The following is a 12,893-nucleotide window of genomic DNA, read 5'->3' on the forward strand; positions in this document are numbered from 1 at the left end:
CCGTGCTGGTGACCTCGCGCTCGTACGCCGAGTACGAAGCGATGTTCGACCTGAAGGAACTTCCCGAGTCCGTGCTCGACTGCTGCGCGGGAGGCGCCGGCTTCACCGCCGAGGCCGCGGCCCGCGGGGTGGACGCGATCGCCGTCGATCCGGCGTACGAGCTGGATCATTCCGAGCTCGTCGACAGTGTCCGGAAGAGCCTGCCGGCCACGTCCGGCATCGTGGACGAGCACCAGGGGAGCTTCGTCTGGCACTGGTACGGGTCGCCGGAGCGGAAGGACCAGTACCGGATCGAGGCGGCCGACCGGTTCCTGCAGGACGTCGCGGAGGCGCCGGAGCGGTACGTCGCCGCGGAGCTGCCCGAGCTGCCGTTCGGGGACCGGCGGTTCGAGCTGGTGCTGTGCTCGCACCTGCTGTTCACCTGGGCCGACAAGTACGACCGGGACTGGCACGCGGCCGCATTGCGGGAGCTGATCCGGGTCAGCAACGCCGAGGTGCGGATCTTCCCGCTCGTGCTGCAGGGCGACGGCGAGCCGATCGCGTGGTTGCCGGAGCTGCTGGAGTCGCTCGAGGGCGTGACCTGCGAGATCCGCAAGGTCCCCTACGAGTTCCAGGTTGGTGCGAACGAGATGCTGGTCGTCACCCGCGATTGAGGTGACGCCGGGTGCCGGGCAGGCGGTGGGAGGACGGTCGACCTACCACCCGCCCGGCATCACCGGGTCAGCGAAGGAACCGGGTCAGCGGAGGAACCGGCCGCAGACCGGCCACGGGGAGGCGCCGCGCTGCGAGTACAGCTTCTTCGCCCGCATCAGCTGCTCGCCGGCCGACGCGTTCGTCGGGTTGCCGGAGCCGCCGACGCTGCGCCAGGTCTGCAGGTCGAACTGGAACAGGCCGTAGTAGCCGCCGGAGTTCACAGCGCGCGGGTTGCCGCTGGACTCGCAGTTCGCGACCTTGGCCCAGGCGCCGCTGAGGTTCGCCTTGCCGCCGTTGCTCGCCTTCGGGCGGTCCGCGGAGCGGCTCGTCCGGTAGGAGTCGGACTTCTTCGTGTCGGACTTGCGGGTCTCCGCCTTCGGAGTGATCCGCGGGGCCTGGTCCTCGCTGGCGGAGGGGGTGCCGTCGAGGGTCAGCGTCTGCCCGATCAGGATCAGGTTCGGGTCCTGCAGGTGGTTGATCCGGGCCAGCTCCTGCCAGTTCGCACCGTTGGCCTGTGCGATCTGCGAGAGGGTGTCACCGGCCTTCACCGTGTAGTTGTCGGCCGCGAAGGCCGAGGCCGCTCCGGCGGCGGTGATGCCGGCTCCCAGACCGGCGATCGAGATGGTTCGGGCCACCCGGCGAGTGCTTCGCCGGGCGCGCGCATGTCGAGCCTTGGACATCTGAAATTGCTCCTTGTGAGCTTGGGCATGGTGGAGCACACCAGGCCCCCCGTGCAGGGGTGGGGGCAAACGGACCCGTTTCACTGCAGGTAACAGGACAGCGTCCGAATGGTCACGCCCCGGTAACGGCGCGACCTGAGTCATCCTCGGTGAGGTCTGGCGGAAACGCAAGTCCAGATCGGAATCTGCGCCGAATTTTTCCTGGCGTTGACGTTCCGAAACCCCAACAACAGAACGGTTTCCGGCCTCGACACGCCGATCCACGAGGGCCTGAAACCGATCGGTTTAGGGGTGTTCGAAATAGCGTTCCGGGACCAGTTCCAGGGTCAGATTCCGGACCGTTTCACGCTCAGCATCCGGCCATGACTCCCACACGTCACGGGCCCACCTGAGCAGGGTCGACTCAACCTCGTCGACCCCTCCGGCGGTCAGGACGTCGTACGCCGTCAACTCGCCGACGCGGGCCGGCGGGACGAGTCGCGGCCAGTCGTCGTAGGAGTTCGCCATGATGCCGTGCGCGGTCCGGACCGCGAGGTTCCCGGAGCCGCGCTCGAGGAACATGTAGAGGCCGTTGAGGGCGAACACCGGGCCGATCGGAGGGGCGTCCGGGTGGACGTGCTGGGCGCCGTACGCGTCGATCCGGAGCTGGTGCAGGTAGCCGAGCCGCGCGGTGTTCGCGATCTCGAAGCCGAGCAGCTCGCCGGCGGCCTCCGCGCACTCGGGCGTCGCGTTGTACTTCGTCGTCCCCGGCCACGCGGAGCGGGGCAGCACGGCGCGGCAGCCTGGACAAACTGTCGACGGTTGCGTGTCATCCGCGGAGTTCACTCGTTGATCGAAGCACGGGTACCGCCGCCCGGCACGTGGGTTTCGGCCCTGGGGGGCGGGCGAGGCGACGGATGTGATGGGGGCAGCAGCTGTGATCCGAGTGGCACTCGGCCATCGCGGCACGTTGGTGCGTGGTGCACTGGCCGCGGTGCTGGGACGGGAGAACGACCTGGACGTGGTGGCGGACGTGGACCGCTCCGAGGACGTGCTCCAGGTGGCCGGCCGGCGTCCGGACGTGTTCCTGCTCGACCCGCAGCTGCCGGGCCGGATCCGGATCGAGGAGCTCTGCCGCAAACTCGCCGGGCGCGGAGTCCTCGTGCTGATCGACCACGAGGCGATCCCGGCGACCAGCCTCGCGCTGGTCAAGCAGGCGCCGCGGATCGGGCTGATCGCCACCGACGCGACCACCGACCAGCTGGTGCAGGCGGTCCGCGACGTGGCGAAGGGGCTGCCCGTGGTCGACGTGCGGTTGGCTGTGGCCGCTCTGAAGGCCGGGGACAACCCGTTGACCGATCGTGAGTGCGAGGTGCTGCGTCAGGTCACCACCGGCGCGACGGCCCAGGAAGTGGCCCGGACGCTCAGCCTGAGCACGGGCACCGTTCGCAACTACCTGTCGCGGATCCTCGCGAAGACGGGTTCGCGGAGCCGTATCGAGGCGATCCGGAAGGCCTACGAGGCCGGCTGGATCTGAGTGCTCGGACTCCAGCTGCCGTGCAGGTCGCGGTACATCGGGGACGTGCGCATCAGCGCGGCGTGGGTGCCGAGCGTGGCCTGGTTGCCGTCCAGGACCAGGATGCGGCGGGCGCGCAGCGCGGAGCTGATCCGGTGCGCGATCACGATCAACGTGCCGGGCCGGTTCGCGAACGCCTCCTCGGCCTGACGTTCTGCCTCCGGGTCGAGGAAGCAGGTCGCCTCGTCGAGGACGACGAGCGGCGCCGGTGACAGGTACGCGCGGACCAGCGCCAGCAGCTGCTTCTCGCCGGCGGACAGTTCGCTCGGCTTCACCTCGGCGTCCGGTCCGCCGATCCGCTCGACCAGCCGGTCGGCGCCGATCGCCTGGACGGCGCGCTCGAGCTGCGCATCTGTTGCGTAGGGCAACAAGTAGGTGAGGTTGTCGCGGACGGAGCCGGTGAAGACGTACGCCTCCTGCGGGATCAGCACCCGGGTCCGCGCCAGCCGCGCGGTGCTGATCTCGGTCGGCGGTGCGCCGCCGAGCAGCAGCCGCCCGCCGGTCGGTGCCAGCATCCCGCAGACCAGCCCGGCCAGCGTCGACTTCCCGATACCGCTCGGCCCGACGACGGCCAGGTGCTCGCCCTCGGCGATCGTCAGCTCGAGGTTGTCCAGGACCGGGTCCGCCTTCGGCCCGTACGCGAAGGTCAGCCCGCGCAGCCGGACCTGGTACCCGGTGACCTCGTCGACAGGTCGCTCGCGTTCCGCCGGGGTCGACGTGTCGAGGATCCGGCCGAGCGTGATCACGTACCGCAGACCGCTGTCACCCAAGGCGTTCATGACCGTGTTCAACGCGGGCTGTAATCCGATCAGTACGTAGGTCAGCCCGCCGAGCAACGTGCCCGTGCTGACGCCACGTCCGACCAGCCACGGCCCGGTCGCGAGCAGGATCAGCAACGGCAGCCAACCGCCGACGGCGAAACACAACGTCCGCAACGCCGACACCTTCGCCAATGCTCGCTCGGCCGACGCGTGGGCCTGGATCGGCTGCCCCACAAGCCATTCGGCGTACTCCTCGGTCCCGGTTGCGGTGATGTCCCGCACCCCGCCGAACACCATGCCCGCGGATGCCGCCAGCTCCTCGTCCGCGGCCAGCGACGCCCGCACCCGGTCCGCCGCCATCCCGAGCACCGCCAGCGACAACGCGAACCCGAGCAGGAACGGCGGTACGACGAACGCCGCGACGACCGGTGCCAACGACAACAGTCCCGTGAGTACGCCGAACAACGTCACGGCGAAACTCCGCAGCACCAGGACCAGCCCGGCGAACGTGTCGCGGACGATCTCGACCTGCCGGTTCAGCCGCGCCACCGCGCCGTCGTCGCCGGTCCGCAGCGCGCCGCCGACGACCCGCCGGACCAGATCGTCCCGCAGCGGCTCGACCAGGTCGCCGAGCCGCCCGTACACCTGCCGCGCCCCGGCCGCGCCGAGTCCTGCCGTCGCGACCAGCCCGCCGAGCCAGGCGATGCCCTGCCAGGCGTGCCCTCCGAGAAAGCTGTCCGTCGCCCGCGCCACCGCGATCCCGTACACCGCCGTCGGCAGGATCTCCGGAACCGACCACCCGACCAACCTGAGTGTGGCCCTCTTCCGCAGCGCACCCGCGCCGTACGACAGTTCCCGTTTCATGCGAAGACGGCTCGGTACGACGCGTTCTGCCAGAGGTCGGCGTGCGGGGCGAGGGCGCGGACGCGGCCGTGGTCGAGCCAGAGGACCAGGTCGGCGCGGGCCGCGGTGGCGGGACGGTGGGTGACGATCAGGCGGGTGCGGTGCCGGCGGTCCTCGGTGAGGGTGCGGGTGATCTGGCGTTCGGTCGCGGTGTCCAGGCTGGACGTGGCGTCGTCGAGGACCAGCAGCCGGCGGGCCGGCCAGGCACGGGCCAGGCCCAGGCGCTGGCGTTCGCCGCCGGACATCGGTGCCTTGCGCAACGAGGTGAAGTACCCGTCGGGCAGCCGGCCGACGAAGTCGTGGGCGTGTGTGGCGCGGGCCGCGGCGAGCGTCCGGACCGGGCTGACCGCGTGCGGGTCGATCGCCTCGCCGATCGTCCGGCCGATGAGCTGCGGCCGTTCGAACGCGCAGCCGACCGCGTGCCGCAGGACGTGCCTGCTGACCGCCTGCAGCGGTACGCCGTCCAGCGACACCTGGCCGGTCGACGGGTCCCGCAGCCGGGCCGCGACTGCCGCGAGGACGGACTTCCCGGCGCCGCTCGGGCCGACGACCGCGACCGTGACGCCGCCGGGCAGGTCGAGGTTCACGTTGTCCAGCAGGACGTTCCCGTTCGCGACGACGCTGACCCCGTCGAACGTCAGCTGGCCGGAGCCGCGCGGCAGCGACAGCGTGCCGTGGGCGACCGGCTCGATCGCGATCACCTCGGCGGACCGCCGCACGCCTGCCTTGGCACGGGCGAGCTCGCCGAGGACACCGGTCAGGTTCCCGAGCCCCGCCCCGAGGACGGCGTACTGCGAGGCGGCGAACAGCTCGCCCGCGGTGACGTTGCCGGCCACCAGTTGCAGGCCGCCGACGGCCAGTACGGCGACCAGGACGAGCGGGCCGACGACCGCGGCCTGCGCGCCGGAGCGGGCCAGGATCCGCCAGGTGACGACACCGTGCCGGTGCAGCTCGGGGAGCAGACCGAGGACGCGGCGCTCCTCGAGGTCCGTCGTACCGGCGGACTGGATGGTGCGGATGCCGGTCAGCGACTCGGACAGCAGCGCCGCGATCCGGCCCTGGGTCTCCTGGTAGGCGAGGCTGACGCCGGCGGTGCGCTTCGCGAAGGTCCAGAGCACGAGGATCACCAGCAGCACGCCGCCGAAGAACGCGGCCGCGAGCCAGGGGTCGATGACGGCCAGCAGGACCAGGCTGCCGAGCGGGGGAGCGGTCGCGGCGATCGCCGTCACCGCGGCCGGTCCGGCCTGGGCGGCGTCGGTCGCGTTGGCCGAGACCCGGGTGACCAGGTCGCCGGTCTCGAAGTCGCGGGAGCCGTCCGGGCCGCCGTGGACGACGTGCCGGACCAGCCGGTTCCGCAGCCAGGCGGTCGTCTCGGCGACGCAGGCGGCGCCCGCGAAGGCATCGACGATGCTGGCCGCGATCCCGAGCCCGATCAGCGAGGCCGCGACGATCAGCCAGCGGACGTAGCCGTCCCCGGCCACGATCGAGTCGACCGAACGTCCCAGAACGGTTGGCAGCGCCAACGTGACACCGCTCCCGATCAACGCGTTCAGCCCGATCAGCGGAAGCCAGCCGCGTCCGTGTTTGGTGACCTCCTTGAACGTGATCACGTGTCGAGTCCGGTCTGGTGGGCGAGGAAGGCGAGGATGTCGGCGGCCAGGTTGATCCCGCCGGTGGTGTGGCCGGCGTCCTGCTCGAAGCGCAGCAGGATCGGTCGCGGACCGGCGGTCGCGTACTGCAGCGCCGCGGTCAGCTTCCTTGCGTGCAACGGATCCACGCGGGTGTCGTTCCCGAACGCGGTCAGCAGCACGGCCGGGTACTTCACCCCGTCGACGACCCGGTGGTACGGCGAGTAGGAGTACAGGCTGCGGAAGTCGTCGGCGTTCCGGACCGTGCCGTACTCCGCGGTCCAGCGCTCGCCGAGCCCGGAGAGTTCGTAGCGGACCATGTCGGTCAACGGCGCCGAGCAGACCGCGGCGGCGAACAGTTCAGGACGCTGGGTGAGTGCGGCGGCGGTGAGTAGCCCGCCGTTCGACTCGCCGCAGATCGCGAGTTGGTCAGCGGTGGTCCAGCCGTCGGCGATGAGGCGCTCCGCCGCGCCGATGAAGGCGTCGATGACGCGCTGCTTGTCGTGCCGGGTGCCGGCGGGGAGGTTCGCGGTCACGAAGCACCCGCCCGCTTCCACCCAGGCCAGCGCGAACGCGGAGTACGTCGGGGTCAGCTCCTGCCCGAAGCCGCCGTACCCGTAGAGGATGGTGGGGCCGGGCTTGCCGATGATGTGGAGGCCGGTCGGCAGGGCGCGGGCTTCGGTCGGCTGGTCGGTGCTGGGGTCGTAGCAGCGGACGGTCGGCGGGGTCACGCTGTCCGTGTAGGTGTACCAGGCTCGATTGCCGTCGGCGCTGAGCGATCCGACGGACCCATAGCCCGGGAGGTCGACCGTACCGCGGCTTTCGCCGGTCAACCGGTCGTGCACGGTGATCTCGGTGGCCGTGCTGACCACTACGACGTCGTCCAGGATCGCCAGGCCGGTCAGCGGCCGCTCCGGCCGGAGGTAGTCGTGCCAGACCGTCGGCGCGGCCGGGTCGCCGACGCAGATCCGCCCCGGCATCACGACGTACAGCCGGCCGTCCGGACCCACCGACATGATCGTGGGGTCCGTGGTCGGGATGTGCTCCGGCGCCGAATCGGTCGCCAGGTCCTGGAACCACAGGTCGGTCGGCGTACAGATCGTCAGCCAACGGTCCGCGCTGAGTTCCAGCCCGTACGTCGCCTCGTCCGCGAGGATCGTGGCGTCGTCGGTACCGCCCAGCGTGTGCAGGCGTACCTGGCGGAAGCGGACGTAGTAGAAGGTGCGGTTGTCCGGGAGCCAGGCGACGGGGGAGTACCGGCAGCCGTCGAGCGGGCCGTCGATCAGCTGACCGCTGTCGACGTCGAGGACGGACAGCGTGGACTCCTCGGTGCCGCCTCTGGACAGCTGGAACGCGACCTTGCTGCCGTCCGGCGACGGCTGCCACGCGTCGAGCGTCGTCAGCCCACTCGGATCCAGTTGCCGTACGTCGATCAGCGGCGTCTCGTCGGCGAACAGTACGGCGTGCCGCCCGGCGTCGCGGCGCAGGGTGAAACAGCGCTCGCCGCGCCGGACCGGCGTGGACACGCTGCTGACGGCGGACAGCGCGCGGACGCGGTTCTTCCAGCGGAACCTGGTGCTCAGCGAAGCGGCGTACGTCAACCACAACTCGTCCTGGCCCCGCTGCCACGCCTCGGCGGCGGACGGGTCCTCGAGCCGGCGGTACGGATCCGCAACGGTAGTGCCGTGCACCTGCTCCACGAGCGTCAGACGCTCGGCGCATGGATGAGACTGCACGGAATCGATCACCTCACTTCTCCCCTCTCCCACCAACACAACGAGCCCACCGGCCCGGAGCTACCCCACAGACAGGTCGGCCCCGGGCGGGAATCCCCGCCCAGGGCCTCATGACCTGGCGTTGCAGGTGCCGTGGATCAGTGGCAGAGCAGCAGGCTCAGGTTGCTCGGGGTCTGCGAAGCGCAGCCCAGCACGGTCAGCGTGGAGCCGCCGTGGTGGTGGCCGTGGTGGCCGTAACCCGGGGTCTCGAGGCCCTGAAGGTCGAGAAGTGCCATGTGTTTACACCTCCTTCGGTGCGGTTCGTCGGGATGTGGACTCGGACCACTGGGGAGGTCCGAGGAACGGGAGGGACACCGGCGCGTCATGGAACGCCGTGCCGAGGGCCAGCAGTACGCCGGCCGATCCGGTCGCCAGGTCCATCGAGAGACGGAGCAGCTGGTTGCCCGGGTACGCGAGACCGCCCGCGAACGGCATCGCGTGCCAGCCGAGCCCGAATACCAGGTCGTCGACAGCCCCATTGAGAGGCGTATCGCCGAGCGCGGCGGCCGTGAGGAGCACGCCGGCGCGACCCATGAAGAGGCCTGGCTGGACGTAGTACGAACAATGGGTGACACGCTCGAGCTCGTCGAGGATCGTGCTCAGCTCGTCGGACGGCCGGTGCCGCAGGTACCGCTCGAGGACCAGCGCGATCCCGGCCGAGCCCTCTTCGAGGTACGGCAGCGTCCGCCAGCCCTGGTTGACCTGGCGCATCCCGTCCTCGGTGAGCACGGTCCGCTTCAGGTCCTGCCGGAGCGCGACCTCCGCGAGGTCGAGCAGCCCGGTGTCGCCGAGCCGCTCGAACGCGTCGAGGAACAGCAGCGCCGGCCCGGACGACCCGTACATCAGCCCGGCCCGCGCGTACTGGCCGCCGCTGAGCTCCGGTACGTCGGCCTCGAGACGATCCGCGACCAGGTCGAGGACCCGGACGGCCTGTGCCCGGAGCGCGGGCTCGGTGTCGAAGTGCAGCAGGTTCAGACCGATGCCGGCCAGGCCGGAGTGCAGCCCGAGCTCGCGGGTGCTCCAGTCGTCGGCGAGGGTGCGCTCGACCAGGTCCAGCGCGTCCTGGCGGTGCCCGAGCTCGTCGAGTACGTGCGCGACGCCGTGCAGCCCGTCGTACAGCCCGGGCCCGGCCGCGGTAGCGAAGGCCCGCTTCCGGAGCCAGTCGTCGTACTCCGGGAACCGTCCGGCGCCCGTCTTCGCGAGCGCGTACAGCACACCGGCCGCGCCGGTCGCGAGGTCGATGCCGCCGATGCCGCCGCCGTCGCGGAACTGCGCGATGTCGCCGGGGAACAACCGGTCGGTGCGTTCCGGGGTGGCGCTCGCGACGATCGATCTTGTGAGGGCCGCGCGGACGTCGGCCCAGGCGGCCTTACCGGGAACGGCGACGTCGTCGAGGTCGTTGGTGGTGCCGGCGCCGACGATCGTCCGGACCGCGTCGTCGAGCGTCGCGCGCGGCACCGGGAAGGTCTCCGCGATCAGGTCCGCGAGGTGGGACGCCTTACCGGGATGGAGATTCAGCAGAATGGTTGCCTGTGGCGCATAAACGCCGAGCGCGATGCAGGCGAGCGCGTACCGGTCGACGTCGACGCCCTGCCGGTCCTGCGGCGCGGCGTACCCGGGGTGGGCCAGCGTCGAGCGGGCCTGGTCCTCCGCCTTCGTCGCGACCTCGAAGTCGATCAGCGTGAGCTTGCCGTTCACGTCGAGCAGCAGGTTGTCGGGGTGCAGATCGCAGAACACCACACCGCGCTCGTGCAGCTGCCCGACGGCTTCGCCGACCTTGGCGACCATCGCGGTCGCCCATTCGGCGTACGCCGCCTTGTCTGCCGGGGAGGCGTCCGGATGCGTCAGCGGGTACCGGCGGACGAGCTCGCGTTGCAGCGACACCGAGTCGATGTGCTCCTGGACGAGGAAGTGGTGCTCGCCGAGCTGCAGGTAGTCGTGGGTCTTCGGCACCGCGTCGAGACCGTCGAGCTGCTCGAGGATGTCGCGCTCGTGGGCGATCCGGGTCACGGCGTCCCGGCCGGCCAGGTCCAGCCCGGCGTGCGGACGGCCTTCCTTGAGTACGACGCGGTCGCCGCTCTCGTTGTGGTGGCCGAGGTACACGCCGCCGCCGTTCGAGAACTGGATGACGCCGTCGATCGTGTACGCGAGGTCGTTGGTGGTGACCGCGTTGCGCGCGTCCAGGTGCGGCTGCAGGAAGTCCGGGAGCTGCACCCAGGGCGGTGTGACGAAGGTCGGGCCGCGGTGGTCCGGGACCAGGTTGCCGTGCACGTCCTCGATCGCCAGCACACGTTCGCCGGCCGGGGACAGGCAGTAGCGGCTGACGAAGGCGCCGTACCGGACGAACAGCGGTCCTTCGGCGTAGCGCAGATCGCTCAGGATATAAGGGCCTTCGACGCCACGCAGTACGTCGTTCAGCTCCTTGAGGACCAGCTCGAGCTGCGCGTCGTCGGTCGGGTAGATGGTCACCAGCTTGCCGCTCGACCCGCGGGGTGCGGCCTTCGAGTTCGTCATCACCAGCACGGCCTCGTTGCGCAGGAACTTGAACGCGATGCCGCGCGGGACGCAGTAGTCCCAGACCGCCGCGAGCGTCCGCTCGACGTCCTGCAGGCGTGCGGACACGTGGATCTTCCAGCCCTGCTGGGGCAGCCGCAGGCCGTCGGGTGCGTAGTGCATCCACTGCTCACCCGGCACGTGCTGCCACCCGTCCGGGACCGGTCGCTGCGTGATCGCGAAGTCCGGATGCGCGGCGCCCCGGTTGGCCGGCGTCTCGTAGAACCGACGATCCGCAAGGCAGTAGAACTCGTAGCTCTCGTACATGACTGTCCGACCCCCCTTCGTGGTGCCCCACAAATCCTGAAGGTCTTTCAGTGCCTGACGTAGTGCACGATGTCATCACTCTGATGTGAAGAACGCACATACTACGAGTGAGTAAGTAAACACTCTTCGTTACGATCCGGTCGGTTCTGAGCGTGAAAAGCGCCGTAACAACATGTCAATGCGCGACAGTCACGTCACGACGCGTAACTTCACCTTGCCCCGGTCGTGCGTGCGCCGCTAGGCGCTCGGGTAGGTGTGCACCTCGGTGGCCTTGAGGGTGGTGTGCAGGGCCTGGCCGGGGGTCAGGTGGAGATCGGCCACGGCCGCCGCGGTGATGTCGGCCAGGACGTCGGCGGGGCCGCTCGGGGAGGCGTCCAGGCGCACTCGGACAGTGTGGGCATGTTGCTCGATACCGGTGACGACGGCGGGCCAGGTGTTGCGGGGGCTGCCGGACGGAGGCTCGGTGTACAAGCTGACCGCCGTTGGTGGGAAGGCGACATGGACCGCGCCGCCGGCTGGCTCCGCAAGGGTGATCGAGCCTCCGTCGGACAGCGTGACGGTCGTGCCGGCAGCCGTGCCCCGGTAGAGGTTGAGCCCCACCAGTTGGGCCACGTAGTCCGTGCGCGGACGGTGTGCTACCTCTGTCGGCTTACCTTCTTGAACCACCTGACCGTTCTCGATGATGACCAGCCGGTCCGCCAGCACCATGGCATCGAGTGGGTCGTGCGTGACGAGCAGGGTGCGGCCTTCGAAGCGGGAGAGGTGCTGGGCGAGCTCCGCGCGGACGTGGAGCGTCGTACTGGCGTCCAGTGCGGCCAGGGGCTCGTCCAGCAGCAGTACTTCGGGTTCTGTGGCCAAGGCACGTGCCAGTGCGACGCGTTGGGCCTGGCCGCCGGACAGGGCGCGGGGCTTCGTGCGCGCGTACTCCGAGAGGCCGACGATGTTCAGCCAGCGCCCGGCCTCGGTGCGGGCCGTTTGTTTCTCCACGCCGCGCGCACGGAGCCCGAACGCCACGTTCTCCAGGCAGCTCAGGTGGTTGAAGAGCAGGTAGTCCTGGAACACCACGCCGATCGGGCGATGGTCCGGCGTACGGAAAACACGCGGCGGCTCATCCCACACCGTGGAGTCCAGTGCGATGCGTCCACCGTCCAGGGCGAGCAGTCCGGAGATGGCGCGCAACGCGGTGGTCTTGCCGGCGCCGTTGGGTCCTAGGAGTGCCACAACCTCACCTGGCTCGACAGCCAGATCGAGTGCGAGGCTGAAGGCGCCCCGGCGTACCTGTAGGTCTGCGTGCAGGGTCATCGCAGCCCACTGATCCAGCGCTCGCGCAGTGACGCCAGTACGACGACCGAGACGAGCAGGAGCACCAGACTGAGGACAACCGCGATGTCCGGGTCGGTCTCCAACGCCAGGTAGACGGCCAGCGGCATGGTCGTCGTACGCCCGGGGAAGTTGCCCGCGAACGTGATGGTGGCGCCGAACTCGCCCAGCGCCCGCGCCCAGCACAACACCATGCCGGCGACGACCCCCGGTGCGATCGACGGCAGTGTCACGCGCCGGAACGTCGTCCAGCGACCGGCCCTGAGCGTGGCGGCTGCTTCCTCGTACCGCGGGTCCGCAGCGCGCAGAGCGCCCTCCACCGAGATCACCAGGAACGGCATGGCCACGAACGCCTCAGCCACGACCACACCGGCTGTGGTGAACGGCAAAGAGATGCCGAACCACGAGTCGAGGTATTGGCCGACCAGCCCGCGTCGCCCCAGCACTAGAAGTAGAGCTACGCCGCCGACAACAGGAGGGAGCACCAAAGGCACCGTTACGAGGGCTCTGATGACACTTCGTCCCGGTAGCCCACCTCGGGCGAGCAGCCACGCCAACGGGACGCCTAGCAGTACGCACAGCACGGTGGCAGAGGTGGCGCACACCAGTGACAGCCTCAGCGCCTGCCAGACGTCAGCACTGAACAGACGCCCCGGGAGTGTCGACCACGGGGCTTGTGTGAGCAGACCGATCAGCGGGACGAGAAGGAACGCCAGCCCGAGCAGCGCAGGCAGCAGGAGTGCGAGGGGCAACCGCCC

11 protein-coding genes are annotated in these 12,893 nt (G+C 70.1%); 2 read left to right on the plus strand and 9 right to left on the minus strand.

The annotated features are described in order from the left end of the window. The first annotated feature begins 2 nt into the window (after nt 1–2). A complete protein-coding gene (locus AB0M51_RS19390) occupies nt 3–653 on the plus strand; it encodes a hypothetical protein (protein ID WP_344197328.1) in 651 nt (216 codons plus the stop codon). 84 nt (nt 654–737) lie between these two features. Here the strand turns inward: AB0M51_RS19390 and AB0M51_RS19395 are convergent, their stop codons facing one another. Together AB0M51_RS19395 and AB0M51_RS19400 are read right to left on the minus strand one after the other, a co-directional pair. Further along, nucleotides 738–1,328: a transglycosylase family protein gene (locus tag AB0M51_RS19395; RefSeq protein WP_344197330.1), complete on the minus strand. Its 591-nt coding sequence runs from the start codon at nt 1,326–1,328 to the stop codon at nt 738–740. A gap of 330 nt (nt 1,329–1,658) precedes the next feature. Then, complete coding sequence (locus AB0M51_RS19400) at nt 1,659–2,321, minus strand: DUF5946 family protein (protein ID WP_344197332.1); 663 nt, start codon at nt 2,319–2,321, stop codon at nt 1,659–1,661. Here AB0M51_RS19400 and AB0M51_RS19405 point away from each other — a divergent pair. Continuing rightward, the gene (locus AB0M51_RS19405; protein WP_344197333.1) at nt 2,290–2,889 is read left to right on the plus strand and encodes a response regulator transcription factor; all 600 of its coding nucleotides are present in this window, start codon (nt 2,290–2,292) and stop codon (nt 2,887–2,889) included. The two genes, AB0M51_RS19400 and AB0M51_RS19405, sit on opposite strands and share 32 nt — an antisense overlap. Here AB0M51_RS19405 and AB0M51_RS19410 read toward each other — a convergent pair. From AB0M51_RS19410 to modB, 7 genes are all read right to left on the minus strand, one after another. Next, nucleotides 2,868–4,553, minus strand: a complete 1,686-nt coding sequence (locus tag AB0M51_RS19410; RefSeq protein ID WP_344197335.1) for an ABC transporter ATP-binding protein — start codon at nt 4,551–4,553, stop codon at nt 2,868–2,870. The genes AB0M51_RS19405 and AB0M51_RS19410 overlap by 22 nt on opposite strands. Continuing rightward, nucleotides 4,550–6,202 (minus strand): ABC transporter ATP-binding protein, encoded by a 1,653-nt coding sequence (locus AB0M51_RS19415; protein ID WP_344197337.1) that lies wholly within the window; start codon nt 6,200–6,202, stop codon nt 4,550–4,552. The genes AB0M51_RS19410 and AB0M51_RS19415 overlap by 4 nt, the downstream gene beginning before the upstream one ends. Next, a complete protein-coding gene (locus AB0M51_RS19420) occupies nt 6,199–7,956 on the minus strand; it encodes a prolyl oligopeptidase family serine peptidase (RefSeq protein WP_344197339.1) in 1,758 nt (585 codons plus the stop codon). The genes AB0M51_RS19415 and AB0M51_RS19420 overlap by 4 nt, the downstream gene beginning before the upstream one ends. A 137-nt stretch (nt 7,957–8,093) precedes the next feature. Beyond that, a complete protein-coding gene (locus AB0M51_RS19425) occupies nt 8,094–8,231 on the minus strand; it encodes a SapB/AmfS family lanthipeptide (protein ID WP_184839847.1) in 138 nt (45 codons plus the stop codon). Nucleotides 8,232–8,235: 4 nt separating this feature from the next. After that, a complete protein-coding gene (gene lanKC, locus AB0M51_RS19430) occupies nt 8,236–10,815 on the minus strand; it encodes a class III lanthionine synthetase LanKC (protein ID WP_344197343.1) in 2,580 nt (859 codons plus the stop codon). Nucleotides 10,816–11,052: 237 nt separating this feature from the next. Then, entirely contained in the window at nt 11,053–12,117 is a 1,065-nt protein-coding gene (locus AB0M51_RS19435; RefSeq protein ID WP_344197345.1) for an ABC transporter ATP-binding protein, read from the minus strand. Continuing rightward, nucleotides 12,114–12,887 (minus strand): molybdate ABC transporter permease subunit, encoded by a 774-nt coding sequence (gene modB / locus AB0M51_RS19440; protein ID WP_363749702.1) that lies wholly within the window; start codon nt 12,885–12,887, stop codon nt 12,114–12,116. The genes AB0M51_RS19435 and modB overlap by 4 nt, the downstream gene beginning before the upstream one ends. Between the last annotated feature and the right edge of the window lie 6 nt (nt 12,888–12,893).

Origin of the sequence: Kribbella sp. NPDC051137 (genome assembly GCF_040682535.1) — a bacterium.
GTDB classification, from domain to species: Bacteria; Actinomycetota; Actinomycetes; order Propionibacteriales; family Kribbellaceae; genus Kribbella; species Kribbella karoonensis.

Excerpts from the sequence above, each read along its gene's own strand:
- AB0M51_RS19425 (WP_184839847.1), bottom strand. The coding sequence starts at position 8,231 with ATGGCACTTCTCGACCTTCAGGGCCTCGAGACCCCGGGTTACGGCCAC.
- lanKC (WP_344197343.1), bottom strand. The coding sequence starts at position 10,815 with ATGTACGAGAGCTACGAGTTCTACTGCCTTGCGGATCGTCGGTTCTAC.
- AB0M51_RS19435 (WP_344197345.1), bottom strand. The coding sequence starts at position 12,117 with ATGACCCTGCACGCAGACCTACAGGTACGCCGGGGCGCCTTCAGCCTC.
- AB0M51_RS19410 (WP_344197335.1), bottom strand. The coding sequence starts at position 4,553 with ATGAAACGGGAACTGTCGTACGGCGCGGGTGCGCTGCGGAAGAGGGCC.